Source organism: Pseudoclavibacter helvolus (assembly GCF_014191305.1).
In the GTDB taxonomy this organism is placed as follows: domain Bacteria; phylum Actinomycetota; class Actinomycetes; order Actinomycetales; family Microbacteriaceae; genus Pseudoclavibacter; species Pseudoclavibacter helvolus.
In genome coordinates this window covers 399,405-424,336 of sequence record NZ_JACHWJ010000004.1, presented here as the reverse complement: position 1 = coordinate 424,336, position 24,932 = coordinate 399,405, and the positions used below count along the sequence as shown (strand labels likewise).

The window sequence follows — 24,932 nt, the reverse complement described above, 5'->3', positions numbered from 1 at the left end:
TTTCCCCGCCCCTCCTCGTCATCCTTCGCGCATAGCGTCACCGACGGATCGCAACTGATCCAACGGAATGTCACCTGTCCCCGAAGGGAAACTCCATGAAGTTCACGCGAGTAGGCGCATCGGTCGCCATGGCCGCAATCGCCGCACTCACGCTTGCTGCCTGCGCTGGCAACGAGACTCCCGCAGCAGCACCGGGATCCACAGACGGCGCAGAAGCACTCACGGGCACCCTCGCCGCGTCGGGCGCATCTTCGCAGGGCACCGCCCAGACCTCGTGGATCGCGGGCTTCCAGGCTGTTCAGCCCGGCATCCAGATCAACTACGCAGGCGGCGGCTCCGGCGCCGGCCGCACCGACTTCACGAACGGCACGTCGGCCTTCATCGGCTCCGACCGCGCGTTCAAGATGGAAGAGATCGAGGCAGGCGGCTTCGGCAACTGCGTCGACGGCACCGACCTCGTCGAGATCCCCGCCTACATCTCCCCCATCGCCGTCGCGTTCAACGTCGAGGGCGTCGACACGCTCAACCTCGACCCTGCGACCCTCGCCAAGATCTTCAAGGGCGAGATCACCAACTGGAACGCCCCCGAGATCGCAGCCCTCAACTCGGGCGTCACGTTCCCCGACCTCGCCATCACGCCGGTGCACCGCTCCGACACCTCTGGCACGACGGGCAACTTCACGTCGTACCTCGTCGAGGCTGCCCCCGACGTCTGGACCTTCGAGGACAGCGATGACTGGCCCATCTCCGGCGGTGAAGGCGCACAGGAGACCCCCGGTGTGCAGCAGGCCCTGACCTCCGGCAACGGCACCATCGGCTACCTCGACGCGTCCGCTGCCGGCGACCTCAGCACGGCTGCGATCCAGACCGGCTCCGAGTTCGTCGAGCTCTCCCCCGAGGCGGCAGCCGCCGTCGTCGACAACTCCACCCTCGAGGAAGGCCGCGCCGCGACCGACCTCTCGTTCGAGCTCGACCGCTCGGCCGAAGGCGTCTACCCGATCGTCCTCGTCTCGTACCTCATCGGCTGCGCCGAGTACACGGACCCGGCCGTCGGCGCCAACGTCAAGGCGTACTTCGACTACGTGATCAGCCCAGAAGCCCAGGACGCTGCGGCCGAGAACGCGGGCTCCGCGCCCATCTCGGACGACCTGCGCGGCCAGGCTCAGGCAGCGGTCGACGCCATCAAGTAGTCCGCGAGCACTGAAGTTCCGTTTCAGCCCGGTGCCGTGCTGTGAAAGCATGGCACCGGGCGATTCGGCTCTCACCAGCCGCTCGCCCCGCTCCACCCAATTGACTTAGGGAAACCCTCAGCAGATGACTGCAGAACTCGCCCCAGATGCGGGCACATCGGTGAAGGCCAAGTCGCGCCCGGGCGACCGCGTCTTCAGCTTCCTCTCGACGTTCTCCGGATCGCTCATCCTCGCGATCCTCGCCGCCGTGTTCTTCTTCCTGCTCTTCCAGGGACTCCCGGCCTTCTTCCCCGACGCGGCCGAGAACAGCCACTTCGTCGCAGGAGCGACCAACCTCACCGACCCGGAAGCCGAAGGCAACTTCTTCTGGTACGTGCTGCCGCTCATCTTCGGAACGCTCTGGGCGTCGCTGCTCGCGCTCCTCATGGCAGTGCCCGTCGCCATCGGCGTCGCGCTCTTCATCACGCACTACGCCTCGCGGAAGCTCGCAGCCCCCCTCGGCTACGTCATCGACCTCCTCGCCGCGGTCCCCTCGGTCGTCTTCGGCCTCTGGGGCGCCACCGTGCTCGGACCGTTCGTGCAGCCGTTCTACGTCTGGCTCAACGAGAACCTCTCCTGGCTCCCCTTCTTCCAGGGCCAGGTCTCGGCAACCGGGCGCACCATCCTGACCGCCGCCATCGTGCTCGCCGTCATGGTGCTCCCCATCGTCACCGCCCTGACCCGTGAGGTCTTCCTGCAGACGCCGCGCCTCCACGAAGAGGCGTCGCTCGCCCTCGGCGCAACGCGCTGGGAGATGGTCAAGATGGCCGTGCTGCCCTTCGCCCGCGGCGGCATGGTGTCCTCCGTCATGCTCGGCCTCGGACGCGCCCTCGGCGAGACCATGGCCGTCGCCATGGTGCTCTCGGCGACCGGCGTCATCACCTTCCAGCTGACGTCGAACACGAACCCGTCGACGATCGCCGCCAACATCGCCCTCTCGTTCCCAGAGGCGTCGAACCTCGACATCAACGTGCTCATCGCATCCGGTCTCGTGCTCTTCGCCATCACCCTCCTCGTGAACTCCCTCGCACGATGGATCGTGAGCCGCCGCAAGGAATTCTCAGGAGCCAACTGATGACCTCAACACTGCAGAAGCCAGCCCAGAACCAGACGGCTCCCGAGATGATCAACCCGCTCACGCACGGCCGCCTCCCCAAGTGGGGCCCGTACGCCATCCTCGTCGGAGGCTTCGTCCTCTCGGCCATCATCATGATGCTCCTCGCGGCAGGTGGCGGCGAGTTCAACTGGACCGGCTTCGCCGTCCTCGGCGCCATCTTCTACATCGCGGGCCAGTGGATCATCGCCCGCATCATCGAAGGCGCCCGCCAGGCCACGAACCGCTTCGTGACGTCGCTCGTCACCGCCGCGTTTGTGCTGGCCCTCGTGCCGCTGCTCTCGCTGCTCTTCACCCTCGTCGCGAACGGCCTCGCCCGCTTCGACATGACGTTCTTCTCCTCGTCCATGGTGGGCGTCGTCACAGAAGGCGGCGGCGGCATCCACGCCATCGTCGGCACGCTGCTCATCACGCTCGTCGCGACGCTCATCTCGGTGCCGATCGGCCTCTTCACGTCGATCTACCTCGTCGAGTACGGCAAGGGTCGGCTCTCCAAGGCCATCAACTTCTTCGTGGATGTCATGACGGGCGTCCCGTCGATCGTCGCCGGCCTCTTCGCCTACACGATGATCATGCTCATCCTGCAGACACTCGGCATCCCGCTCACCAACGTGCGCACTGGACTCGCCGGCTCGATCGCCCTCACTGTCCTCATGATCCCGACCGTCGTGCGCTCGTCGGAGGAGATGATCCGCCTCGTCCCGAACGAGCTCCGCGAGGCCTCCTACGCCCTCGGCGTGCCGAAGTGGCTCACGATCTCCAAGGTTGTGCTTCCCACCGCACTCGCCGGCATCACGACGGGCGTCATGCTCGCCATCTCGCGCGTCATCGGCGAGAGCGCACCGCTCCTCATCGCGGCCGGCTTCAACATCTACATGAACTACAACATGACGCAGGGCGCCATGATGAGCCTCCCTGTGTTCGTCTACCGCTCCTACACGCAGCAGGTCGGCGCGGGAGCCGAGAACATGCTCAACCTCGCGTGGACAGGCGCGCTTGTCCTCCTCATCATCGTCATGCTGCTCAACCTCCTCGCACGCATGATCACCAAGCTCTTCGCCCCCAAGGGCTAACAGTTCAGACTGACCAGGCTGACCAGCCAGGAAGTTAGGGAAATACAGTGTCTAAGCGCATCGAAGTCAACGACCTCAACGTCTACTACGACAAGTTCAAGGCCGTCGAAGACGTCTCCATGGTCATCGAGCCCCGCAGCGTCACCGCGTTCATCGGCCCGTCCGGTTGTGGCAAGTCGACCTTCCTCCGCACGCTCAACCGCATGCACGAGGTCATCCCGAAGGCGTGGGTCGACGGCGAAGTCCTCATCGACGGCAACAACCTCTACGGACCGGGCGTCGACCCCGTGCTCGTCCGCCGCCAGGTCGGCATGGTCTTCCAGCGCCCGAACCCGTTCCCGACGATGAGCATCCGTGAGAACGTGCTCGCCGGCGTGAAGCTCAACAACAAGAAGATCTCGAAGAGCGAGAGCGACGCCCTCGTCGAGAAGTCGCTCCAGGGTTCCAACCTCTGGAAGGAGGTCAAGGACCGCCTCGACCTCCCCGGCTCCGGCCTCTCCGGCGGCCAGCAGCAGCGCCTTTGCATCGCCCGCGCCATCGCCGTCTCGCCTGACGTGCTCCTGATGGACGAGCCCTGCTCGGCCCTCGACCCGATCTCGACGCTTGCCATCGAGGACCTCATCGAGGAGCTCAAGACCGAGTACACGATCGTCATCGTGACGCACAACATGCAGCAGGCCTCGCGCGTCTCCGACAAGACGGCGTTCTTCAACATCGCCGGCACCGGCATGCCCGGCAAGCTCATCGAGTACGACACGACGAAGACGATCTTCGAGAACCCGTCCGTCCAGGCGACGGAGGACTACGTCTCGGGCCGCTTCGGCTAGACCGCACTCCCCGGCTTCATGACGAAGGCCCCGGCGTTCTCGCCGGGGCCTTCGTCGCGCATCCGCTCATCTGGCGGAGCGACAGACCACCTCGAGCGAGGCCCTCATCCCCATCCGGAACGAAAGTGGAGCGGTCGCGGTGCCGACACGAAGCAGCGCAGGAGCGACGGCGCGTAGGAGCGGTGGCCCGGGGCCGACACCCAGGAGGCAACGGCGGAGCCCGCGGGGAAGAGTAAAGCCAGGCCGCAGGAACGCCTCTCGGCGGAAGGCCGCTCGCAGCGGCGAATATTGGAGCCCGGGGTTACTGCGGCCCGGCGACGTCGAGTTTACCGGCTCTTCGGACTTTCGGTGGGGGTAGGGCTCGCCGGGTGAGGTTCGACGGGTAGGGGTCGAGGTCCCGGAGGATCAGAAGCGCTAACCACCTGATCCATCACGAGGACCTCGACGTGCTTCACCCTACTTCGGTGTGCGCTGACGCGCGCTCTGCCACTGACCCGTGTTCCCGCTGTGACCTCCTGCTCGGCCTCGAGGGCGTCCATGTCGAGCACGTGGACCGCCGCAACGGACTACTGATCGTGACGGTCTCGAGTCCTGCGGCGCCTGCCGGTTGCCCGTCGTGCGGGACCGTCGCGACCGGCCGTGGACGTCGCCGCCGGCTGCTTCATGACGTGCCCGGCATGACACGGGTGCGAATCGTGTGGCGGCAGCGAGTCTGGCGGTGTGACGAGTCGGGCTGTGCACGGCAGACGTTCGTGGAACAGCTGCCGTCTCTTGTCGCCCCGCGTGGGGTACTCACCCGACGCGCGGTCGTCTGGGCAGTCGGTCAGCTGCGTCGCGAACACGCCACGATCGAAGGACTGCGTCGCCAGCTGGGCACGTCGTGGAAGACGGTGTGGCGGGCCGTCGAGCCGGAGCTTGTGAAGCTCGCGGCCGATGAGTCCCGGTTCGAGAACGTGACAACGCTGGGCGTTGACGAGCACATCTGGCATCACGTCGACCCGCGCAAGCGCGGTCCGAAGGAGCTGACCGGGATGGTCGACCTCACCCGCGACAGCACCGGGAAGACGCGGGCCCGGCTGCTGGACCTCGTGCCGGGCAGGTCGGGGAAGGCCTACGCGACCTGGCTCAGCGCACGTGGCGACGCATTCCGCAAGCAGGTGAAGGTCGCGGCGCTGGATCCGTTCGCCGGTTACAAGACCGCGATCGACGACAAACTGCAAGATGCCACCGCCGTGCTGGACGCGTTCCATGTCGTCAAGCTCGGCACTCAAGCGGTCGACGAGGTCCGCCGCCGGGTCCAGCAAGACACCCTCGGCCATCGCGGACGGACCGGCGACCCGCTCTACGGGATCCAGACCATCCTCCGCGCCGGGGCGGAGAACCTGACCGAGAAGCAGCAGGCCCGCCTCATCGCGGCGATCGAGGCGAACCCGGCCCACGACGAGGTGTTCGTCGCATGGCAGTGCGCCCAACAACTCCGCGCTGCTTACCACCAGAGAGACCTGACCACGGGACGCCGGATCGCCGAGAAGGTCATCGAGTCGTTCCACACCTGCCCGATCCCCGAGATCGCACGCCTCGGCCGCACCCTGCGACGCTGGCGCTCAGCGTTCCTCGCCTACTTCACCACCAGCCGGGCAAACAACGGCGGCACCGAGGCGATCAACGGGATCATCGAGCTGCATCGTCGCCTCGCTCGCGGCTTCCGAAACCGAGAGAACTACCGGCTCCGCATGCTCCTCGCCGCCGGCGGACTCACCCCATGACCCCCACCGAATGTCCGAAGAGCCAGTTTACCCAACCTCGAGCGCATCGGAAGCCGGATCGGCTATCCGCGAACATCCATCCCGCCCGGGCGCGCCCAGCTCAGCGGCCGGGCTCAATCGAGGGTGTCGAGGCGCCACATTCCGGCGGACGCGTGAAGGTGCTCACCCATCTCGAGGTAACGGATGGCGCGCCGCGTCGACTGCCGAGCACGGGCCGGCGCAACGCTCTCCTCGTCTTTCGCGAGGCTCGTCGCGCCCTGCGACATGACGAGGCAGAACGCGGCGGCACGCTCGAGCGCGAGCGCAAAATCTCCCGAGAAGGCGCCGTGCAGGATGACGTCGGCGAGCGCGACGACTTCTTCTGGGCCCGTCGGGGTGGCGGCTCCCGCGACAACCGAGCTGATGGAGCGGTCGACGTCGTAACCACGGCGGAAGAGGTAGCTCGTCTCTGCCGGGTTGGCTCGTACGGCCTGACGCAACAGGTAGAGGCGCCACAGGGCACCTGGCAGAGACCGCGACGCGGCGCCAGCCCACAGCTCGGCGATCTCGTCGATTCCGTGCTCGTCCGCGTAGGCGACGAGGCGTGCGACGACGGCTTGGTCGCCCTCTCCGCGCGCGCGCTGGAGAAGCGCCCTCGCGGTGTCGTGCGCAACGCGGCTCACGGCCGCGGGGTCGTCGGCTCCGATGAGCGCTTCGAACGCCTGCGATGGCACGCGCACGGGCCTGTGGTGTCGTTCCGTCATACTGCCCCTCTCGCCGCCTGAGACTGTTTGGCCTCGTCACGGCCTCATCCAGTCTGCGCGTTCGGAGCCACGATTGCGAACCTGCCTCGTAGGCTGGGGGCATGGCTACTCCGCACGACGAAGATTCGCTGGTCGAAGACACGGCGGCGATGTCGTCGTACCCGGCTTACCGGCCGAAGCAGATCGCGTTCGGCGTGCTGACCGTGCTGCTACTCGTGACGATGTTCTTCCCCTGGTGGAACTCGGAGATCCCGCTCAACCGCATCGCGCCGACGCTGAATGGGTGGCAGCTGTTCCTGGCCGGTACTGGCCTGAGCCAGATGGATGAGGCGCTCGGCTACAACTGGTTCGGCACGTTCCTCTTCGGGCTCGTCCCGACCCTGCCCCTCCTCGGACTTGTCGTGGTGCTGATCTTGCGCATCTCCGGCGTCGCGGTGATCTCGGCGAAGATCCTCCAGCTCTACGCGGCTCTTGCGACGCTCGGAGTCCTGTTCCTCTTCGCGTTCGCGACACTGCGAGTGGATGCGGCCAACGGCGAGTACCCGATCGCTTACGGCGCTTGGCTGGCGCTCGTGCCGAGCATCGCGACGCTTGTGCTCGCGGCGCTGTGGTGGCGGCGCGAGAAGCTGCACTACCCAACTCGCAAGTGGCTCGGGTTTGGCCCACAGCGCGCGAAGAAGCATGACGAGGCCGTGAGCGCCGCGATGTTCGACGACCTCGTCGACCCGGATGACGACGAGGTGATCTCGCTCGGCTCAGAGACGGCCATCGACGAGAACACCAGCCCGGGCAAGCGGCCCCGCAAATGAGTGCTGGGGATTTCTTCGAGCATCTCTCGATCGGCGGCGACTTGTCGGTCGCACCTGGAAAGCAGCTCAGGGATGCGATCATCGACGCCGTCGAGCGGGACGACCTCGAGCCGGGCGAGCGACTGCCCCCGGTTCGTGCGCTCGCCGAGACGCTCGGCGTGGCGCCTGGCACCGTGGCGAAGTCCTACACGGCCCTCGAAGAGCAGGGCGTCGTTGTCGGCCGCGGGCGGGCGGGCACGTTCGTGACCGCTGACGGCAGGCACGGGGATGTGCGGCTGACGGCTGCAGCTCGGGCATTTGCCGTGGAGGCCCGCACGCTTGGGGTGAGCAACGACGAGGCTGTCGCCGCAGTGTTCGAGGCCCTGTCGATCTCGGCCGAGCACCACCCGCGGGCCTAAACACGCAGCACGGGCTCAGGAGCTCTTGTCGGCACAGACTCCGCCCAAGTTGGGCTGAGAGCATTCCCTCATGGGAATCGACGATCGTATTCAGAACAAGTCAGAAGACCTCGGCGGACGCGCGAAGGAAGCCGCTGGTGCGGTGACCGGTAACGAGTCGCTCAAGGCTGAGGGTCGCTCCGACCAGGCCAAGGCGGGCTTCAAGGAAAAGATCGAGGACGTCAAGGACGCCGCCAAGGAAGGCCTCGACAACCTCAAGCGCAAGATCGACTAGACCTCCGACCGAGTCGAGAGCAGCAGGATCAGGGCCCCGTTCGCGGGGCCCTTTCTGGTAGTTGACGACGGTCAACCATCTATGTATGGTTGACCGTCGTCAACTATTAGGAGAGCCCGCGTCGATGTCGTCTAGCAAGAACCCCAGATCCAGCGGCAAGCCAGCAGGCGAGCTCACCGAGTCAGGAATGAGCCGCCGCCAAGTACTGCAGGCCCTTTCCGGCCTCATGCTCGGCATGTTCGTGTCGATGCTCGCCTCTACCGTCGTCAGCACCTCTCTTCCGCTGATCATCAGCGACCTCAAGGGCGACCAGAGCGCCTTCACCTGGGTTGTCACCGCGACGCTGCTCGCGACCACCGTCTCGACCCCGATCTGGGGCAAGCTCGCCGACCTCACGAACCGAAAGCTGCTGCTGCAGATTTCCCTCGTCATCTTCGTCGTGAGCTCGGCGATCGCCGGCTTCGCACAGGACACGTCCATGCTCATCACGATGCGCGTGTTCCAGGGCCTCGGCGCCGGCGGACTCGGCGCGCTCAGCCAGATCGTCATGGCCGACATCCTCAGCCCCCGCGAGCGCGGCCGCTACGCCGGCTTCTTCGGGGCGGTCATGGCACTCGCCACCGTCGGCGGCCCCCTTCTCGGTGGCGTCATTACCGACGCCTTCGGGTGGCGCTGGAACTTCTTCGTCGGCCTCCCCTTCGCGGTCGTCGCCCTCATCCTGCTGCAGGTGACGCTGCACCTGCCGAAGCCGAAGAAGCGGAAGGTGAGCATCGACTACTACGGCATCGTGCTCATCTCGAGCGGAGTCTCGCTCCTGCTCATCTGGGTGACCCTCGCTGGCTCGCAGTTTGAGTGGAACTCGCTCCCTTCCTACCTCATGGCGATCGGCGGCGTCCTCCTGCTCGGCATCGCCGTCCTGGTCGAGCTCCGCGTGAAGGAGCCGCTCATCCCGCTCACGCTCTTCCGCGACCGCACCTTCACCCTCGCGGTCGTCGCGAGCGTCTCGGTCGGCGTCGCGATGTTCGGCACGAGCGTCTTCCTGAGCCAGTACATGCAGCTCGCTCGCGGCGCGACTCCGACGGAGTCCGGCATCCTCACGATCCCGATGATGGCGGGCCTGCTCGTCGCGTCGACGATCGTGGGAAACCTCATCAGCCGCCGCGGCAAGTGGAAGGCGTTTGTCGTCACGGGCAGCGCGCTCATGGTTGTCGGCCTCTTCCTGCTGAGCCGGCTCCACTACGACACCCCATACCTCTACGTGGGCCTCTCGATGTTCGCGCTTGGCGCCGGAGTCGGCATGGTCATGCAGAATCTCGTGCTTGTCGTGCAGAACGAGGCAGAGGTCAAGAACATGGGCGTCGCCACGAGCGCCGTCACGTTCTTCCGCAGCCTTGGCGGCACGATTGGCGTCTCGGTCATGGGCTCGATCCTCGGAACCGTGGTCGCCGACACGATCTCCACGAGCATCAAGGCGCTGCCGCCCGAGCAGCAGGCCCTCGCGGCTCAGTCGCTCGCCGGTGGCAGCATCCCGCAGCTCGCAACGTTGCCAGACTGGCTGCGCATCCTCGTCGAGGATGCCTACGGCACGTCGGTCGGCGCGATCTTCCTCGCCGCCCTCCCTCTCGCGATCGTCACGCTCATCGCAGTCTCGTTCCTCCCGAACGCGCAGCTCGGCACACAGAACGCCGTGCAGCGCGCCAAGGGCGAGGAGAGCTCCACCGAACGTGTGGGCGCCGAGTCGACCTCTGAGGACCTCGTCGAGGTCGCGGAGGCCATGGTCGGCATCCCCCGCACCGGTGCCATTCCCATCCTCGGGGACTCCGGGCGGCAGGCAGACCGCACCTAAGATGGCCACCATGCCTGAGTCTCCAGACGACGCCGACTTCGCCGAGGCGATCGCCTCGGTGGAGTCGGAGCTCGGCACGTTCTACCGCCGAGTTCGCACCACGTGGAGTGAGTCGGCCGTCGCGGTGCACCCGTCACTGCAGCCCATCGGCTACAAGATCCTCTCGGCACTCGTGCAGCACGGAACGGCCCACGTGGGCACACTGGGCGAGCAGCTCGCGATCGATAAGAGCGTCATGAGCCGCCAGATCCGGATGCTCGAGGAGTTCGAGCTCCTGACCGTCGGGTCCGACCCGAACGACGGTCGGGCGCGCATCCTGACGCCAACTCCGTTTGCGGTCGAACGCGTCACGGAGGTTCGAGCCCGCAACCGGCACCGCCTGCACGCGGTGCTGCGGGACTGGACACCGGAGGAGCTCCGAGTGTTCTCAGGTCTGCTCGGCCGCTTTGGTGCCGTCGCCGAGGCAGTGAACCCCGAGCGCTGACTGCGCCGCGACTCGCGGCTGGCAGCTGACCGCCGCACGCCCGCGCACCGACAAGAACCGCCGCCCTCGCAGGAGGGCGGCGGTTCTGCGTTGCGGGAGGCCGCTACTGAGTGTCGAAGCGCGCACCCTCTGGGCGCGAGGCACCCAACACGAAGACGAGGAGGATGATCGGTCCGGCGATCGGGACGAACACGATGAACCACCACCAGCCGGAGCGGTTCGTGTCGTGCAGGCGGCGGAACAGCAGCGCGAATCCGGGCACCAGGATGGCAAGCGACCAGATCGACTGGATGACCGTCACCACCGGGTTGCCCAAGCTCTCGGCGGAGAACCCGCCCGAGGTGGTGTCGACCGAGCTCGTGCCCGTGAGCGAGCCGATGAGGAAGAAGACGGCGTTGACCAGAACGCCGAAGAGCCACCACCACCAGTACTCGCTGCGGCTAGCACGGCCGGAGAAGACAGCGTACTTCTTGAAGAATCGTTTCACCGCCTGACCGAAGCTGGCTCCTTAGAGCGGTGGGTAGAGCGGGGCGTCAAGCTGAGGGGCAGACATCACGGACTCCATTCAGGCACTACCGGTACAGAGATTTGCACTGAGCGTAGCGCCGGAAAGCCGCATCGAGGGTTTCGATTTGGGAAACATGCGATTCAGCTTCATACAACGATGCAGAACGCAATACTCCGAGCACACTCAAGTGGCGCTGAAATACTCTGCTGGTTCTGTACGCGCGAGACCGTCTGGAGGAACGATGGACCAGCTTCATTACGCCGGTGGCGTTTACCTCACGAGCACGAAGATCGCGAAAGAGCTTGTCGGCTATGCCGCTGATCTCGCCGAGGCCCGGCGTGCGGGTGTCGTGGAGATCCCCGTTCGACACGCGGACGGAAGCGCCAACGTGCTGTCAGTGCTGGTCGGGCCATCGAGCCAGATCGCAACCGAGACCGTGAGCACCGGTGTCCCCGAGTTCGACGACAGCGAGGCGCTTGCCAACTTCGCCGAGCTCCGCGGCGCGCTGTCCGGGGAAGGATCGAAACCCGAGGAGCTCGTCGACGATGGCTCCCCGAACGACCCCCGCGTGCCGCATCCAGACTGGCTCGACGAGCTCTAGGAGGGCGGGCTGGTCATCAGCCGGCTCCCGCCCAGTGATAATGGACGGCGCACACAATGCGCCAGTGACAAGAAAGCAGGATTCAGAGTGGGGAAGTTCATCTACAACTCCGAAGTCACCGTCGACTTCGAAGACCGCCTGCTCGCACACCTCCAGCTCGCGATCGGCACGAAGCTCCGCCGCGGGGAGTCGTTCTTCTTCAGCTGGAAAGACAACAACGCGGGAGGCGACGGCCGGAGTACTGTCTGGATGCACCCCGCCGTGCCGATCCGCTTCAAGTTCCTCGGCAGCAGGCAGGTGCACATCAACCGCTCGTGGGTCGAGGCCCTCGTGCAGGGTGCGAACTCGCAGGCCGGACTGGCCGTCATCGCAGAACCCGCTGAGAGGGTGTCATGAACGGACAGACCAGGATCGAGCTCCTCTACCAGGGAGAAACCTTCTCGAGGCTCGTCGACGACGTCGATGCGTTCCGAGACGACATCCGCAACAGTGTCGCGGCAGGCGAATGGTTCTGGGTCCGCGGTGACCGCGGCGAGGGCCGACTCGAGCCGGCGAACCTGCTGGTGGGCCCCGGGATCGGCATCGTGATCGTGGAGCCGTACCCCGGCGACTGAGCTAAGTAGCAGCCTTAGCCGGCGGAAGCACGCCGGCCCTGGGCTGTCAAGAGGCCGACGCTTCTCGACTTCGACTGGTTATGTGGAGGAGTGTCATCCCCCAGCACTTCACACGTCGTCGGCGACACCAGCCGAAGCATCCGGGTCGCGAGCGTGCCATCAGGGCACGTGTATGTCAGGCACCTCGCAGCAACCGCTGCTGAGGCGAGCTCTCCGCGCGTCATCCGCCTCCCTGACCCGCATCCAGACGGCTCGGGCCGCGTCGCCGAAGAACGCTGGTGGCCGCCGGTCATGCTCCAGCCCGCCTGGATCGACGAGCACGCGGACGACTTCGACGTCTTCCACCTGCACTTCGGCTTCGACGCCCTCTCCCCCGACAAGCTGCAGGGTGTGGTAGGCGCGCTCCGCCGCCACGGCAAGCCGCTCGTGTACACCGTGCACGACCTCACGAACCCCCACCACGAGACGCCCGATGCACACACGGCGCACCTCGACGTCCTGATCCCCGCAGCGGATGAGCTCATCACGCTCACGCCCGGGGCTGCTGCCGAGATCGAGCGACGCTGGGGCCGCCGACCGGTCGTGGTCCCGCATCCGCACGTCGTCGAGCGAGACGAGGCCGAGAAGGCGCTGGCCTCACGGGAAGCTCGCAATGGGCGCTTCCGCGTCGGCGTGCACGCGAAGAGCCTGCGCGCGAGCATGGACCCGCTGCCCGTCATCGAAGCGCTTATCGAGATCGCCGTCCTCGACCCACGGATCGCGGTGAACGTCAACGGCCATCGCGAGATCCTCGAGCCGGGAGGCGCGAAGTACGAGCCGGTGCTCGCCGCGAGGCTGCGAGACCTCGCGGACTCCGGGCGCATCGAGCTGCGTATCCACGACTACCTGAGCGACGCCGAGCTGTGGCGCTACCTGGCGTCGCTCGACGCCTCCGTCCTGCCGTACCGCTTCGGCACGCATTCCGGCTGGCTCGAGGCGTGCCTCGATCTCGGTACCGCCGTCATAGCCCCGGATGTCGGCTACTACGCAGACCAGGGCCCCGTCTTCACCTACCACCGCGACACAGCCAGTGGGCTCGACGCCGACTCGCTGCGGGCCGCGGTGCTCGCCGCATCGCTTTCGCCGGCTCGGCGCCACTCCCCCGACGCGCGAGCGGTGGAGCGCACCCGGATCGCGGCGGCCCACGCCGCCGTCTACGAGTCCGTACTGACCCTGGAAGGAGTGTCTCGTTGAGGATCTGCGTCATCGGCCCCTCCCGCTTCCCCATCAGCGAGCCCTTCGCCGGCGGGCTCGAGTCGCACACGCACGCGCTCATCCTCGAGCTCAAGCGTCGCGGCCATGAGGTGACGCTCTTTGCGGCCCCTGGTTCCGACCCGGCGCTGGGCGTCGCGCACCTCGCCGTCCAGAGCTTCACGATGAGCGACACGGCCCGCCGCGACGTCGGCGCCATGCCGGTCGAATGGATGCACGAGCATCACGCCTACCTCGCGCTCATGCTGGACCTCGCGCGCACCGCGCCAGCGCGGTTCGACGCTGTCCTGAACGTAAGCATCCACCACCTCCCCGTCGCGATGTCCGGCCTGCTCGGGGTGCCGTTCTTCACGACCCTGCACACGCCGCCGGTCGGCTGGATCGAGTCCGCAGTGCGCATAAGCGGCTCGACCGGGACGTTCATCGCGGTCAGCGAGCACATGCGGGACGCCTGGGCGGCGAGCGTCGACTGCGAGGTGATCCTCAACGGCGTCGACACCGACCGACTTCGACCCGGCCCAGGAGGCGGGGCGGCGTTCTGGTCGGGGCGCATCGTGCCCGAGAAGGGTCTGGAGCTTGCCATCGACGCCGCGGAACAGGCCGCGGTGGCCCTCGATATCGCCGGGCCGATCTTCGACTCCGAGTACTTCGAGAGCGCCATCCGGCCGCGCCTCGGCTCGCGCATCCGCTACCTCGGGCACCTCGACCACGCCACGCTCTTCGAGCACCTTGGACACGCGAGCGTGACGCTCGTGACCCCAAGGTGGGATGAGCCATACGGGCTCGTCGCGGCCGAGTCGCTCGCCGCGGGCACCCCCGTTGCCGCGTTCGAGCGGGGCGCGCTCCCGCAGATCATCGACGCACACAGCGGCAGGCTCGCGGCGCCCGACGACGTGCCGGCGCTGGCGGCCGCGCTCCTCGAGGCCGCGCGGTTGCCCCGAGACGGTGCGAGGCGGCGGGCCGTGGCGTTCTGCTCACTCCAGCGGATGGTCGACGAATACGAGGCGCTGTTGGGCGCCAAGGTGGAAAGGCGGGAGGCGGCATGACCGAAACAGGCTCGCCCGGTGCCGGGAGCATCGGCTACTACGTGCACCATCGGGGCGGCGGTCACGCCAGACGGGCTCTGGCCATCGCGCGCGAATGCACGACCCCGGTGACGGGGCTCTCGACGCTGCCGAAACCCGAGGCGTGGCTCGGCCCGTGGATCAGGCTCGAGCGCGACGACCTCGCCGTCTCGCCGCTCGAGCCGACGGCGAACGGGTCCCTGCACTGGGCGCCCGTCGACGACGAGGGGATGCGGCGCCGCATGGCGCGCATCTCAGCGTGGATCGCCGACACTGCGCCGACACTCTTCGTCTCTGATGTGTCGGTCGAGGTGGCCGCGCTCGCTCGCTTGCACGGTGTGCCCGTCGTCTCGGTGGCACTGCCCGGCGTGCGCACCGACGCGCCGCACACCCTCGGCTTCGGCCTCTCGGATGCGATTCTTGCGGCCTGGCCGGCCGGCGCTGAGGGGATGCTGCCGGGAGCATCCTCCCGCGTCCTCGCCCGCCTCCATGCGGTTGGCTCGATTTCCGCGGCGGAGCGCTCGAAGGGTCGGGGACCCGGCCCCATCACGCGCGTCCTCGTGCTCGCGGGCGTCGGCGGTGGAGGGATGTCCTCCGCGCAGATCCGAGAGGCGAAACGGCAGACTCCAGGAGTCGAGTGGGACGAGATCGGCACCACCCCGAGCAACCGAGTCGCCGACCCCGGCCCGCGCATCCGCGAAGCATCCCTCGTCATCACGCATGCCGGCCAAGGATCGATCGCCGACGTCGCGGCCGCGCAGGTGCCCGCCATCGTCGTGCCCCAGGACAGGCCCCACGACGAACAAGTGGCGGCAGCGCGCGTGCTCGCGTCGACTCCCGACCTACCCGTCATCGTCACGGACACCTTCGAGCGAGACGACTGGGCGGCGCTGCTGGAGACCGCGGCCGGCCTCGACGGACGAAACTGGGTCGCGTGGAACGACGGCGCCGGGGCATTGCGCGCCGCCGCCTTGCTCGACCGGATGGCGAGCCGATGAGGACCGCGACGATCACGGTGGCGCACGGGCGCCATCGGCATCTGCTCGAACAGCGACGAGGGCTGCTGCGACAGTCGGTGCCGGCGGATGACGCCATCGTCGTCGCTATGGGCGATCCCCAGATCGCTGAGCTCGTCTCCGACGGCCTGCTCCCGGGAATCACCGTCGAGATGCCCGCCCAAGGGAACGGGCTTCCCCTCGCAGCAGCACGCAACGAAGGCGCGCGCATTGCGCTCGAGCGGGGCGCCGAGCTGCTCGTATTCCTCGACGTCGACTGCATCCCCGGCCGTGGGCTCGTCGAGGGGTACCAGGACGCCGCGCGGGATGCGCGGTGGGCATCGTGCTTGCTCAGCGGCCCGGTGACCTACCTCGAGCCTCCCGGACCGGACGGCTACGACGCCGAACGAGTTGAGGTGAAGGATGCTCCGCATCCCGCTCGCCCGGCCCCGGCGGCTGGCGAGGTACAGCGTGGCCAGGACAGCAATCTCTTCTGGTCGCTCTCCTTCGCCGTGACCGCCGACACCTGGCGCAGCATCGGCGGCTTCCACGAGGGCTACCAAGGCTACGGAGCGGAGGACACGGACTTCGCTCGCATCGCATCCCAGGCAGGGGCGGGTCTCGCCTGGGTCGGCGGCGCACGCGCGTACCACCAGTGGCATCCCACCTCGAACCCGCCGGTTCAGCACCTCCACGACATCGCCCGCAACGCGAACCTGTTCAGGGAACGCTGGTCGGTGTGGCCGATGGTCGGCTGGCTGCAGGCGTTCCGGGAACAGGGTCTCCTTGAGGGCGGCATCGATGAGAGGCCGTGCGTTGTCGTCCACGAACCGGGCGGGTTCGTGAGCGCTGAGCTCGGCCACAGCGACGACTCCTAGGCTCGGGGTATGGCTCTGCGCGTTTGGGGTGCGAGAAAAGCTGGACGGCCGGTCTTGGCGGTGCTCGCGTCGGTGCTCGTCGCCGTGACGATCTCGGGATGCGGGATGCGTATCCCCAGCGACCCGGACGGAACGCTCGACCGAGTTCGTGGTGGTGAGCTGCGGGTCGGGATCTCACACAATCCGCCGTTCACGAGTACTAGCGCGGGTACTGAGCCGACGGGCGTCGAGGTCGAACTCGTCGAGGGGTTCGCTGAGGAGATGGATGCATCCGTCACCTGGGTTGCGGGCTCCGAGGCGGCCCTCGTGCAAGGTCTCGAGGACGGAAACCTCGACCTGGCGATCGCGGGGTTTCGCGACGACTCCCCGTTCGTTGACGAAGCCGGGTCGACGAGGCCGTTCCTGGAGACGGAGGACGCCGCGGGCGGCAAAGCCTCCCACGTGATGCTCACGCCGATGGGCGAGAACGCGTTCCTCGTAGAGCTCGAGACGTACCTCGCCGAGGCGGCCTCATGAGCGACTCCAGCGAGAAGGTACGGCGTCAGGCGATCCGGCTCGAATGGATCACGATCGGCTTCCTGACCGTCACGGTGACGCTCGTCTACCTCGTACTCGGCAACTCGCAGGCGATGAAGGCGGCCTGGCTCGAAGACCTGCTGTCGTTCATCCCGCCGTTCGCGTTCCTCATCGCCGCTCGCATCAGCCGCAAGGCGGCGACGGTCGAGCACCCGTACGGCTACCACCGAGCCGTGGCAATCGGGCATCTCGTCTCCGGGATCGCGCTGACGTCGATGGCAGTGTTCCTCATCGTCGATTCGAGTTCCGGCCTGCTCGCGCAGGAGCATCCGACGATCGGCTCCGTCGAGCTGTTCGGGCAGCAGATCTGGCTGGGGTGGCTGATGATCGGCGTCATGCTGTTCATCGCGTGGCCCCCCGTCATCATCGGGCACCGCAAGATGAAGCTCGCTTCGGAGCTGCACGACAAGGTCCTGTATGCCGATGCCGACATGAACAAGGCCGATTGGCAGACAGCCGTCGGCTCTGCGGTCGGCGTTGCCGGCATCGGCATCGGCCTCTGGTGGCTCGACTCTGTCGCAGCGCTCTTCATCTCCGCGAGCATCATGTACGACGGGGTCCGCAACCTGCGCATCGCGGTCCTCGACCTCATGGACGAGCAGGCGCGCACGTATGACGGCAAGCGCCCGCATCCGCTTGCCGGCCAGCTGAATTCCCTCGTGGATGCCCGCCAGTGGGTCGCGCGGGTCGGCTGCCGGGTGAGAGACCAAGGGCACGAGCTGCAGGCGGAAGTCTTTGTCGTCCCCCACGAAGGCCACGCGCTCGAGTTGGCGGAGCTCGAGCAACTCACGCAGGATTGTCGTGAGCTGGATTGGAAGCTGCAGGACGTTGTCCTGATTCCGGTCGCAGACATCCCGTCGTTTGCCTACCGGGACCTCAAGCCCATCGAATCTTCCCCCGAATCCCAGGAGCACGCGTGAGCTACTTCGCCTTCCTCGCCATCGGTCTGCTTGCAGGGGTGATCGCGAAGCGCTTCCTGCCGACCCGCAGGCAGGACGACTGGGTGGCTCCCCTCTTCGTCGGCGCGCTCGGCGCGCTCTTCGGCGGCTGGCTCGGCAGCGTCCTGTTCTGGAGCAGCACCAGCAACCCGTTCTCCCTGCCGAACTGGACCTCGGCGATCGTGGGCACCATCGTCTCGCTCGCCGTGTACCTTGTCATCGTGCGCCTCACGGCGCCGCGCAACGACTGAGCGGGCGGCTGGGCGGACGGGCCTAGCTTGTGTCTGACACTCCCTACCTGCGGGGCCAGACGACGAAGCGCACGATGAGGCCCGCCACGAGCGCCCAGAACGCCGCGCTGACGCCGCCGATGGCGATACCGGATGCGGCGGTCGCGAACGTGACAACGGCCGGTACGAGCTCCCCGGTGTCAGCCACCGCCGCCTTGAGCGACGCGGCGAGCGTGCCGATGAGGGCGAGCCCGGCGACGGCCGCGATGACGCCAGCCGGAGCGAGCAGCACCAACGTCCCGAAGGCGGCGGAGGCGACGCCGAGGATAATGACAACAACGCCGTTCGTGACGCTCGCGATCCACCGCCGTGAGCGATCCTCACCAGCCTCCGGTCCCGCTGCGAGGGCGGCGCTAATGGCCGCGAGGTTGATGGCGTGCCCACCCGCGGGGGCGCCGGCGACGGTGCCGATGCCCGTGGCGATGAGCGACCGACGCCAAGGCACCTCGTAGCCGAGGCCCTTCATAACGGCGACGCCTGGCACGTTCTGGGAGGCCATCGTCACGAGGTACAGCGGAAGTGCGATGCCGATCATCCCGGCTACCGAGAACTCCGGCGCGGTGAACTGCACGCGCGGTGCCAGGTCTGCCGCCTGGATCGAAGCTCCTGACGAGACGATATGCACGCCGATCACCACCGCGGCGACGAGGAACGCGAGCGGCGCGGCCCAGCGCGGCAGGAATCGCAGCGCGAGCAGCCAGGCCACGACGACGGGCGCGACCGCCAGCGGGTTCTCCGCCATGCCCGTGATGGGGCCGAGGCAGAGCTGGAACAGCACCCCCGCGAGCATGGCCTGCGCGACGGAGACGGGGATGCGCGCCACGAGCGCGCCGAGCTGCGGGATGAGCCCCGTGGCGACGATGAGGATGCCCGTCACGAGGAAGGCGCCGACCGCCACGGGCCAGCCGCCATCCACGGTTCCCGTTGCTGCGAGCAGCGCCGCCCCCGGCGTCGACCAAGCGACCGTGATCGGTAGGCGCGTCCAAGTCGCGAGGATGATGCAGCCGAGGCCCATGGTGACGCTCACCGCGAGGAGCCCGCTCGACGCCTGGTCTGGACTCGCCCCTACGGCGCTGAGGCCCGTCAGCACGACGATGAACGAGCTCGTGAACGCCACGAGTGCTGAGACGACACCGGCCGAGATTGGGCGGAGGATGCTCTCACGCGGCGAGGTGCTGCTTGCCATTCGGGTCCTCGTCTCGTCCGCTCGCGCATCCCGCGATCTGCAGTTCAGCGTAGAGCCAGGGCGGCGGGCGGGCGAAACGGCGAGAGCAGCGGCGGAGGCGAACCGTCAGACTGCGCAGCTCAGAAGAGCGTCGGCTGCACCATCTCGACCGGCACGAGGCCAGTCAGGGTCACACTCGCGGACTCAAGCTCAGAGGTATTCGACGCGGCGAGCAGCTTCTTCGCGACGGGCATCCACACCTCGAACGAGGCGCTCGAGTCGATGCCCTGGTACTTCTCCCTGACAGGACCCAGCCCAAGCGGGCGCAGCTCGAGCTTCATGCCCGTCGCACTGAGACCCGCTCGGGTCGCCCGGTGGCAGACGCGCTCGACGCACCCCTCGAGCACCTCTTCCGGTGTTCGGTCGGCGCGAGCGTAGCCCGAGGTCGACGACTCCGAGGTGAGCGTCGTGCGGTGCCTGATGGGCGAGATCGTCGCCTCGTCGGTACCGGCGCGGATACGCCAGAGCCGCCTCGCCATCCCTGTCCCGCAGACGCGCAGGAGCTCGTCGCGCGGGATGACATCCACGTCACCGATGCGCGCGACTCCGAGCTTGATCAGCCGCGCCTCGGTGCGCGCGCCGATGCCCCACACCTCCCCGATCGGCAGCTCGGTGCGCAGCTCGAGCTCGCGCGCCTCGTCGATGACGTGCACGCCGTCCGGCTTCGCCGCACGCGACGCGAGCTTTGCCATGAGCTTCGTCCGCCCGATTCCGACACTGACCGGGATGCGCAGCTCCGTTGCGGCGCGGCGCCGCAACTCGTGTGCAACCTCAAGCGCCTCCTCGAGCGTGCGGGCCCCGACATCGAGGAAGGCCTCCTCGATCGAGCCAGGCTCGATGCCCCGCGCGATGGAGTCGAAGAGCGCGTAGAGCGCATCCCCCACCGACTCGACCTCCTGGCGGTAGGACTCGACGAGGAGGATGCGCGGGCACAGCTCCCGCGCTTCGGTCACGAGCATCCCAGCGTGGATGCCGAACTCCCGCGCCGGGTAATTCGCGCTCGCGATGAACAGGTGCGCAACCGCAGCGACGGGCTTGGCAGCGAGCTCCGGCCGGTCACGCAGGGCGACCGACGCGAAGAACGCGTCCGCGTCGGCGTGGAGCAGGTACGAGTTCATGACCGCACCATCGTAGCTATGTTCTAGGCGAAGTCCGAAGTCTGCGCGCGTCGCGTGTCACGAATCCATCCTGTCCTCCTGGCCCCTTCTGCTCTAGTGTTATTGCAATTGCAATACCCGAGGAGGGTCCATGCGCGAGCGCTACTCGACAATCGATTACCACACGGCCGGAGAGCCATTCCGGATCGTCCCCGACCTGGGAATCCCGATCGAGGGATCGGATGTTGCGGCTAAGCGCGTCTCCGCGATCGACTCCCTCGCGGTTGGCCGGGTGCGCCAGATCCTGTGCTTCGAACCACGCGGGCACGCGGACATGTACGGCGGCTTCATCGTCGCGCCCGACGACGAAGGCGCGCACTTCGGGGTGCTCTTCTGGCACAAAGACGGCTTCTCGACGGCGTGCGGCCACGGCACGATCGCGCTCGGCGTGTGGGCCATCGAGTCCGGTATCGTCGCCGCCGACTCGAGCGGCATCACGGATGTGATCATCGACGTCCCGTCTGGGCGCGTCACGGCAAGGGTGCACACCGACGACGAAGGCGCTGTCACCGGGGCCGACTTCATCAACGTCCCAGGCTACGTGCTCACGAAACGCGTGCCCGTGCAGACTTCACGCGGCGAGGTGCTCGCCGACATCACCTTTGCGGGGGCCACCTACGCGCAGGTGGATGCGAGCTCGGTCGGGCTCTCGATCGAGCCGGAGGATGTGAGCGAGGTCATCGCGTTCGGCCGCGAGGTCAAATGGCTCCTGAACGACTCAGCGCACGCCGAGCATCCGAGCGACAGTCGCTTGAACGGCATCTACGGAACCATCCTGTTCACCGACCACAGCGCGGACGGGATCGTCCGCCAGCGCAACGCGACGGTCTTCGCCGACGGCGAGCTCGACCGCTCGCCCTGCGGCTCCGGCACCTGCGCCCGGGTCGCGACGCTCACCGAGGATGGGAAGCTGCCGGTTGGCGCCGAGCTGGTGCACGACTCGATCGTCGGCTCCAGGTTCCTGGCCCGCGTGGTCGCCGAGAGTGTCGAGGAAGGACGCCGCGCGACGACAACTCAGGTCTCCGGCATCGCCCACAAGACCGGTGAACACGTCTTCGAGGTCGACCCGCGCGACGAGATGACCCCAGGGTTTGTGCTGCGATGAGCGAGAGCATCCCCTTCCTCGGAGCGAACGATGTCGAGGCCCTGCTGACGCCGACGGCGGCAGTGGATGCACTCCGTCACGCACTCGCCGAGGGTTTCAGCCCCAAGACCGACCACGCGCGCATCTTCGAGCCGCTCGAGCACGGCGAGTTCCTGCTCATGCCCGCCGAGACGGCCACGAGCACGGGCATCAAGCTACTGACGATCGCACCGGACAACCCCGCGCAGGGGCTCGCGCGCATCCAGGGGCTCTACGTGCTGTTCGACTCGGCGACGCTCAGCCCGCGAGCCCTCATCGACGGGCCGGCGCTCACGGACATCCGCACCTCGGCGGTGTCGGTCGCCGCGATCAAGGATGCGCTCGAGCGCGACGCTGGCCCCCTGGATGTCGTCGTGTACGGCGCAGGCCCGCAGGCCAGGGCTCACGTGCGCACCGTCACGGCAGTGCTCGACGGCACCCGCCCCATGGGACACGTCACGTCGGTCGTCCGGTCCCCCTCGCGCGTTACACCCGGCACAGATTTCGACGCGGTGGTCGCGGTCGGCAGCCCTGAGGCCGAAGCCGCCACTCGCTCGGCGGGGCTCATCCTGTGCACGACAACCGCCACGACACCGCTCTTCGACGACAAGCTCGTGCGTGCCGACGCGGTCGTCGTCGCCGTGGGATCCCACTCGCCGGATGCACGCGAGCTGCCTGGGGCTCTGCTCGGGCGGTCGGACGTGATCGTCGAGGATTCCGGCGCCGCCTTGCGCGAGTGCGGCGACGTCATCATGGCCATCGGCGAGGGCGAGCTGGTTGCCGAAGACCTCATCCCGATGGCCGAACTCGTGCGCGGAGACCAGCGGCTGCTCGGTGGGCGGCCGGTGGTGTTCAAGAGCGCTGGCATGTCGTGGGAGGATCTCGTGCTTGCGCAGGCGATCGCCGAGGCCGCGGAGCGCCGCGGATGATCGCGGCCGTCCGGCCCTCACCTGGCGCGGGCCGCCGCGACTCGGTGCGGCAGCGCGTGGCCGCCGAGCTGCGGGCCGCGCTCATCGGCGGCGACCTGGCGCCCGGTCAGGTCTACTCGGCCCCCGCGCTCGCTGCCCGCTTCGATTCGTCGGCGACGCCAGTGCGCGAGGCGATGCTCGAACTGGCGCGCGACGGGATGGTGGAGGTCGTCCCGAACACTGGCTTCCGGGTGACGGAGGTCACGCGCGCCGAGCTCGACAATCTCGCGGAGGTGCGTCGGCTGCTCGAGGTGCCCGTCATGGGCGACATCGCCGAGCGGCACAGCGACGACGACGAGGCGCGCATCCGCTCGCTCCGGCCGCTCGTCGAGGCGATGGAGCGTGCCGAGGAGGCAAACGATATGGTCACCTACCTGACCGCGGACACCGACTTCCACACGGCCTTCCTCGCGCTGCACGGCAACCCGGAGCTCGTGCAGATCGTCCGCCGAGCCCGCGAGCGCAGCCGACTCCACAACCTGCTCCCGCTCGCCGAGGCCGGCCAGCTCACCGCATCCACTCTCGAGCACAGGGCGATGATCGATGCCGCGCTCGACCGAGACCGGGAGCGGATGCAGGAGCTCGTCGCGCGGCACATCGACCACGTGCGGGGTGAATGGGCCAAAGGCTGCATCGCTGCTGAGCCAAGGGGCCAGACAAGACCGAAAATCCCCGGTAGCCGCTCGAGTACGCATCTTCGACCGACCACCGGGGTCTTCGCTCTGCCGCCCCTCACCGCCACCGAGGTGGCGAAGAGGGAACCTTAGACGCCCGCGGGCTCGCGCTTCCCGAGACGGACCTTCTTGACGGCGCGCTCGGTCTCGAGGTCGTTATCGCTGTACCCGAAGAAGTAGGTGAGCGTGAGCGAAACGACAAGCGCCGCCGCCGAGGCGATGAGGAAGCCCCAGAAGCTGTGGTCGAGCCCCTCCGGGTTGACGAACGACGGGAACCCGACAAACGCTCCCGTGAAGCCGTACATGTTGACGTCCATGAGCCCCGTGAGGAACCCGCCGACCGCGCCACCCGCCGAGGCGGTGATGAAGACGCGCCCGTACTTGAGGTTGAGGCCGTACATGGCCGGCTCGGTGATGCCGGCGAACGCCGAGATGGTCGCGGGGCCTGCGAGGGTCTTGATCTTCTGGCTGCGGGTCTTGATCCAGATCGCGAGCGCGCCGCCACCCTGGGCGACCATGGTTGCCGAGATGATGGCGTTGAGGGGCGACGAGCCGTCGATCGCGATTTGCGAGGCGACGAGCGGGATGACCGCCCAGTGCAGACCGAAGATGACAAGGCACTGGTAGAAGGCGCCGATGACCAGCCCCGCGATGGCGTAGTTGAGCTCGAGCACGCCGTTGATGCCGTTGGCGATGCCGCCCGAGATGAACATGATGATCGGGCCGAAGACCACGAGCATCACGGTCGAGATGATGAACACCTCGAGGAGGGGCGCGAAGATCATTCGCACGACCGACGGGATGTACTTCTTGAGCTGAGGCTCGAGCAGCGAGGCCAGGTAGGCGGCGACGATGATCGGGAAGATCGAGTACGCGTAGGCGTTGCCCTGCGGGAGCGCAACGGGAATGCCGAAGAAGTCGGCGTCGAAGCCCGTCTTGCCAGACGGGTGCCCGGAAGCGACGTCCGTCTTGCCCGTCGCGGCGACCTCCGCCACCGGTGCGGCGACCGGTGCGGGTGCATCCGCTTCGGGGATGTCGAGGGTCGCGGCACGCTCGCCGAGCCCGATGGGTCCGGTCGCTGCCTCCACGGTCCCCTTTTTCTGGGCCAGGTTGAGGAAGATGACCATGGTCATCGTGCTCTTGCCGGCCGCCTCGACGGCCGCGAGATCCATGCGGCCGAGCGGCTGCCCAGCCTCGACTCGCTCGTCGACCTCGACGTTCATCGAGAACGGCGCCCCCTCGAGCTCGACGGTGTCGATGCCCATGTGGACAAGGATCTCGAGGCCCTCGTCGGTGCGGATCCCAAAGGCATGCGCCGTCTTGGCGACCATGATGACGGTTCCAGCGCACGGCGCGACGACGTCGTCAGCGCTCGGTGCCACGGCGAACCCGTCGCCCATCGCCTTCGAGGCGAAAACGGGGTCTGGCACATCGGTGATGGCGACCATCGTGCCGGCGAGCGGCGCGACGATGCCACCGCTCAGTTCGGTTTCTAACATTGCTGCTC

The 24,932-nt window shown here is 67.5% G+C and carries 28 protein-coding genes; 23 read left to right on the top strand and 5 right to left on the bottom strand.

What is annotated here, in order from left to right:
- The first annotated feature begins 95 nt into the window (after positions 1-95).
- The 5 genes from FHX72_RS14270 (at position 96) to FHX72_RS14250 (ending at position 6,009) form a co-directional block, all read left to right on the top strand.
- A complete protein-coding gene (locus FHX72_RS14270) occupies positions 96-1,190 on the top strand; it encodes a phosphate ABC transporter substrate-binding protein PstS (RefSeq protein WP_183625955.1) in 1,095 nt (364 codons plus the stop codon).
- 124 nt (positions 1,191-1,314) lie between these two features.
- Positions 1,315-2,304 (top strand): phosphate ABC transporter permease subunit PstC, encoded by a 990-nt coding sequence (pstC, locus tag FHX72_RS14265; RefSeq protein ID WP_068479864.1) that lies wholly within the window; start codon positions 1,315-1,317, stop codon positions 2,302-2,304.
- On the top strand, positions 2,304-3,416 hold the full coding sequence (gene pstA / locus FHX72_RS14260; RefSeq protein WP_082775285.1) for a phosphate ABC transporter permease PstA: 1,113 nt from the start codon (positions 2,304-2,306) through the stop codon (positions 3,414-3,416). The genes pstC and pstA overlap by 1 nt, the downstream gene beginning before the upstream one ends.
- Positions 3,417-3,463: 47 nt before the next feature.
- Positions 3,464-4,243 (top strand): phosphate ABC transporter ATP-binding protein PstB, encoded by a 780-nt coding sequence (pstB, locus tag FHX72_RS14255; protein ID WP_068479866.1) that lies wholly within the window; start codon positions 3,464-3,466, stop codon positions 4,241-4,243.
- Between the two features lie 446 nt (positions 4,244-4,689).
- Complete coding sequence (locus tag FHX72_RS14250) at positions 4,690-6,009, top strand: ISL3 family transposase (protein ID WP_420874862.1); 1,320 nt, start codon at positions 4,690-4,692, stop codon at positions 6,007-6,009.
- A gap of 113 nt (positions 6,010-6,122) precedes the next feature.
- Here the strand turns inward: FHX72_RS14250 and FHX72_RS14245 are convergent, their stop codons facing one another.
- Entirely contained in the window at positions 6,123-6,752 is a 630-nt protein-coding gene (locus FHX72_RS14245; RefSeq protein WP_183625953.1) for a DNA-directed RNA polymerase subunit beta, read from the bottom strand.
- 101 nt (positions 6,753-6,853) lie between these two features.
- On the opposite strand from FHX72_RS14245, the gene FHX72_RS14240 reads away from it, so the two are divergent.
- The 5 genes from FHX72_RS14240 (at position 6,854) to FHX72_RS14220 (ending at position 10,563) form a co-directional block, all read left to right on the top strand.
- Positions 6,854-7,561, top strand: a complete 708-nt coding sequence (locus FHX72_RS14240; protein ID WP_068479868.1) for a hypothetical protein — start codon at positions 6,854-6,856, stop codon at positions 7,559-7,561.
- Positions 7,558-7,959, top strand: coding sequence for a GntR family transcriptional regulator (locus FHX72_RS14235; protein WP_183625951.1), 402 nt, complete (start codon positions 7,558-7,560; stop codon positions 7,957-7,959). The genes FHX72_RS14240 and FHX72_RS14235 overlap by 4 nt, the downstream gene beginning before the upstream one ends.
- Positions 7,960-8,029: 70 nt before the next feature.
- On the top strand, positions 8,030-8,233 hold the full coding sequence (locus tag FHX72_RS14230; protein ID WP_068479872.1) for a CsbD family protein: 204 nt from the start codon (positions 8,030-8,032) through the stop codon (positions 8,231-8,233).
- A gap of 124 nt (positions 8,234-8,357) precedes the next feature.
- A complete protein-coding gene (locus tag FHX72_RS14225; RefSeq protein ID WP_377606246.1) occupies positions 8,358-10,079 on the top strand; it encodes an MDR family MFS transporter in 1,722 nt (573 codons plus the stop codon).
- A 10-nt stretch (positions 10,080-10,089) separates the two neighbouring features.
- Complete coding sequence (locus FHX72_RS14220; protein ID WP_167349075.1) at positions 10,090-10,563, top strand: MarR family winged helix-turn-helix transcriptional regulator; 474 nt, start codon at positions 10,090-10,092, stop codon at positions 10,561-10,563.
- A 103-nt stretch (positions 10,564-10,666) separates the two neighbouring features.
- Here the strand turns inward: FHX72_RS14220 and FHX72_RS14215 are convergent, their stop codons facing one another.
- On the bottom strand, positions 10,667-11,050 hold the full coding sequence (locus FHX72_RS14215; protein ID WP_183625949.1) for a DUF805 domain-containing protein: 384 nt from the start codon (positions 11,048-11,050) through the stop codon (positions 10,667-10,669).
- A 262-nt stretch (positions 11,051-11,312) separates the two neighbouring features.
- Between FHX72_RS14215 and FHX72_RS14210 the strand changes: the two genes are divergently transcribed.
- The 10 genes from FHX72_RS14210 to FHX72_RS14165 all read left to right on the top strand — a co-directional run bounded on the left by FHX72_RS14210 (position 11,313) and on the right by FHX72_RS14165 (position 18,239).
- The gene (locus tag FHX72_RS14210) at positions 11,313-11,672 is read left to right on the top strand and encodes a hypothetical protein (RefSeq protein ID WP_068479879.1); all 360 of its coding nucleotides are present in this window, start codon (positions 11,313-11,315) and stop codon (positions 11,670-11,672) included.
- 87 nt (positions 11,673-11,759) lie between these two features.
- Positions 11,760-12,068: a DUF7882 family protein gene (locus tag FHX72_RS14205; protein WP_068495442.1), complete on the top strand. Its 309-nt coding sequence runs from the start codon at positions 11,760-11,762 to the stop codon at positions 12,066-12,068.
- Positions 12,065-12,286 carry a hypothetical protein gene (locus FHX72_RS14200; RefSeq protein ID WP_068479882.1) on the top strand — a complete coding sequence of 74 codons (222 nt, stop codon included), beginning with the start codon at positions 12,065-12,067 and terminating at the stop codon, positions 12,284-12,286. Before FHX72_RS14205 ends, FHX72_RS14200 begins: the two co-directional genes overlap by 4 nt.
- Before the next feature lie 90 nt (positions 12,287-12,376).
- A complete protein-coding gene (locus FHX72_RS14195; RefSeq protein ID WP_183625947.1) occupies positions 12,377-13,519 on the top strand; it encodes a glycosyltransferase family protein in 1,143 nt (380 codons plus the stop codon).
- Complete coding sequence (locus tag FHX72_RS14190; protein WP_183625945.1) at positions 13,516-14,583, top strand: glycosyltransferase; 1,068 nt, start codon at positions 13,516-13,518, stop codon at positions 14,581-14,583. Before FHX72_RS14195 ends, FHX72_RS14190 begins: the two co-directional genes overlap by 4 nt.
- Positions 14,580-15,599 (top strand): glycosyltransferase, encoded by a 1,020-nt coding sequence (locus FHX72_RS14185; protein WP_068495433.1) that lies wholly within the window; start codon positions 14,580-14,582, stop codon positions 15,597-15,599. The genes FHX72_RS14190 and FHX72_RS14185 overlap by 4 nt, the downstream gene beginning before the upstream one ends.
- Positions 15,596-16,474 carry a glycosyltransferase family 2 protein gene (locus FHX72_RS14180; RefSeq protein WP_156475705.1) on the top strand — a complete coding sequence of 293 codons (879 nt, stop codon included), beginning with the start codon at positions 15,596-15,598 and terminating at the stop codon, positions 16,472-16,474. The genes FHX72_RS14185 and FHX72_RS14180 overlap by 4 nt, the downstream gene beginning before the upstream one ends.
- Positions 16,475-16,483: 9 nt before the next feature.
- On the top strand, positions 16,484-16,990 hold the full coding sequence (locus FHX72_RS14175; RefSeq protein WP_068495431.1) for a transporter substrate-binding domain-containing protein: 507 nt from the start codon (positions 16,484-16,486) through the stop codon (positions 16,988-16,990).
- Entirely contained in the window at positions 16,987-17,970 is a 984-nt protein-coding gene (locus FHX72_RS14170; protein WP_183625943.1) for a cation diffusion facilitator family transporter, read from the top strand. The genes FHX72_RS14175 and FHX72_RS14170 overlap by 4 nt, the downstream gene beginning before the upstream one ends.
- Positions 17,967-18,239: a GlsB/YeaQ/YmgE family stress response membrane protein gene (locus FHX72_RS14165; RefSeq protein WP_068479890.1), complete on the top strand. Its 273-nt coding sequence runs from the start codon at positions 17,967-17,969 to the stop codon at positions 18,237-18,239. The genes FHX72_RS14170 and FHX72_RS14165 overlap by 4 nt, the downstream gene beginning before the upstream one ends.
- A gap of 43 nt (positions 18,240-18,282) precedes the next feature.
- On the opposite strand, the gene FHX72_RS14160 is transcribed toward FHX72_RS14165, so the two are convergent.
- Both FHX72_RS14160 and FHX72_RS14155 read right to left on the bottom strand, forming a co-directional pair.
- Positions 18,283-19,464 (bottom strand): benzoate/H(+) symporter BenE family transporter, encoded by a 1,182-nt coding sequence (locus FHX72_RS14160; RefSeq protein ID WP_183625941.1) that lies wholly within the window; start codon positions 19,462-19,464, stop codon positions 18,283-18,285.
- 119 nt (positions 19,465-19,583) lie between these two features.
- On the bottom strand, positions 19,584-20,621 hold the full coding sequence (locus FHX72_RS14155) for a Y-family DNA polymerase (RefSeq protein WP_183625936.1): 1,038 nt from the start codon (positions 20,619-20,621) through the stop codon (positions 19,584-19,586).
- 130 nt (positions 20,622-20,751) lie between these two features.
- Between FHX72_RS14155 and FHX72_RS14150 the strand changes: the two genes are divergently transcribed.
- From FHX72_RS14150 to FHX72_RS14140, 3 genes are read left to right on the top strand one after another with little or no spacing between them, the layout of a single operon-like run.
- Positions 20,752-21,765 (top strand): proline racemase family protein, encoded by a 1,014-nt coding sequence (locus FHX72_RS14150; RefSeq protein ID WP_183625935.1) that lies wholly within the window; start codon positions 20,752-20,754, stop codon positions 21,763-21,765.
- On the top strand, positions 21,762-22,712 hold the full coding sequence (locus FHX72_RS14145; RefSeq protein WP_183625934.1) for an ornithine cyclodeaminase family protein: 951 nt from the start codon (positions 21,762-21,764) through the stop codon (positions 22,710-22,712). The genes FHX72_RS14150 and FHX72_RS14145 overlap by 4 nt, the downstream gene beginning before the upstream one ends.
- Positions 22,709-23,518, top strand: coding sequence for a GntR family transcriptional regulator (locus FHX72_RS14140; protein ID WP_183625933.1), 810 nt, complete (start codon positions 22,709-22,711; stop codon positions 23,516-23,518). The genes FHX72_RS14145 and FHX72_RS14140 overlap by 4 nt, the downstream gene beginning before the upstream one ends.
- Here the strand turns inward: FHX72_RS14140 and FHX72_RS14135 are convergent.
- Positions 23,515-24,924, bottom strand: coding sequence for a glucose PTS transporter subunit IIA (locus FHX72_RS14135; RefSeq protein ID WP_183625932.1), 1,410 nt, complete (start codon positions 24,922-24,924; stop codon positions 23,515-23,517). The two genes, FHX72_RS14140 and FHX72_RS14135, sit on opposite strands and share 4 nt — an antisense overlap.
- Positions 24,925-24,932 lie beyond the last annotated feature (8 nt).

Coding starts and splice junctions, on each gene's coding strand:
- FHX72_RS14270 (WP_183625955.1), top strand. CDS start 96: ATGAAGTTCACGCGAGTAGGCGCATCGGTCGCCATGGCCGCAATCGCC.
- pstC (WP_068479864.1), top strand. CDS start 1,315: ATGACTGCAGAACTCGCCCCAGATGCGGGCACATCGGTGAAGGCCAAG.
- pstA (WP_082775285.1), top strand. CDS start 2,304: ATGACCTCAACACTGCAGAAGCCAGCCCAGAACCAGACGGCTCCCGAG.
- FHX72_RS14245 (WP_183625953.1), bottom strand. CDS start 6,752: ATGACGGAACGACACCACAGGCCCGTGCGCGTGCCATCGCAGGCGTTC.
- FHX72_RS14240 (WP_068479868.1), top strand. CDS start 6,854: ATGGCTACTCCGCACGACGAAGATTCGCTGGTCGAAGACACGGCGGCG.
- FHX72_RS14235 (WP_183625951.1), top strand. CDS start 7,558: ATGAGTGCTGGGGATTTCTTCGAGCATCTCTCGATCGGCGGCGACTTG.
- FHX72_RS14230 (WP_068479872.1), top strand. CDS start 8,030: ATGGGAATCGACGATCGTATTCAGAACAAGTCAGAAGACCTCGGCGGA.
- FHX72_RS14225 (WP_377606246.1), top strand. CDS start 8,358: ATGTCGTCTAGCAAGAACCCCAGATCCAGCGGCAAGCCAGCAGGCGAG.
- FHX72_RS14220 (WP_167349075.1), top strand. CDS start 10,090: ATGCCTGAGTCTCCAGACGACGCCGACTTCGCCGAGGCGATCGCCTCG.
- FHX72_RS14210 (WP_068479879.1), top strand. CDS start 11,313: ATGGACCAGCTTCATTACGCCGGTGGCGTTTACCTCACGAGCACGAAG.
- FHX72_RS14200 (WP_068479882.1), top strand. CDS start 12,065: ATGAACGGACAGACCAGGATCGAGCTCCTCTACCAGGGAGAAACCTTC.
- FHX72_RS14185 (WP_068495433.1), top strand. CDS start 14,580: ATGACCGAAACAGGCTCGCCCGGTGCCGGGAGCATCGGCTACTACGTG.
- FHX72_RS14180 (WP_156475705.1), top strand. CDS start 15,596: ATGAGGACCGCGACGATCACGGTGGCGCACGGGCGCCATCGGCATCTG.
- FHX72_RS14175 (WP_068495431.1), top strand. CDS start 16,484: ATGGCTCTGCGCGTTTGGGGTGCGAGAAAAGCTGGACGGCCGGTCTTG.
- FHX72_RS14170 (WP_183625943.1), top strand. CDS start 16,987: ATGAGCGACTCCAGCGAGAAGGTACGGCGTCAGGCGATCCGGCTCGAA.
- FHX72_RS14160 (WP_183625941.1), bottom strand. CDS start 19,464: ATGGCAAGCAGCACCTCGCCGCGTGAGAGCATCCTCCGCCCAATCTCG.
- FHX72_RS14155 (WP_183625936.1), bottom strand. CDS start 20,621: ATGAACTCGTACCTGCTCCACGCCGACGCGGACGCGTTCTTCGCGTCG.
- FHX72_RS14150 (WP_183625935.1), top strand. CDS start 20,752: ATGCGCGAGCGCTACTCGACAATCGATTACCACACGGCCGGAGAGCCA.
- FHX72_RS14145 (WP_183625934.1), top strand. CDS start 21,762: ATGAGCGAGAGCATCCCCTTCCTCGGAGCGAACGATGTCGAGGCCCTG.
- FHX72_RS14140 (WP_183625933.1), top strand. CDS start 22,709: ATGATCGCGGCCGTCCGGCCCTCACCTGGCGCGGGCCGCCGCGACTCG.
- FHX72_RS14135 (WP_183625932.1), bottom strand. CDS start 24,924: ATGTTAGAAACCGAACTGAGCGGTGGCATCGTCGCGCCGCTCGCCGGC.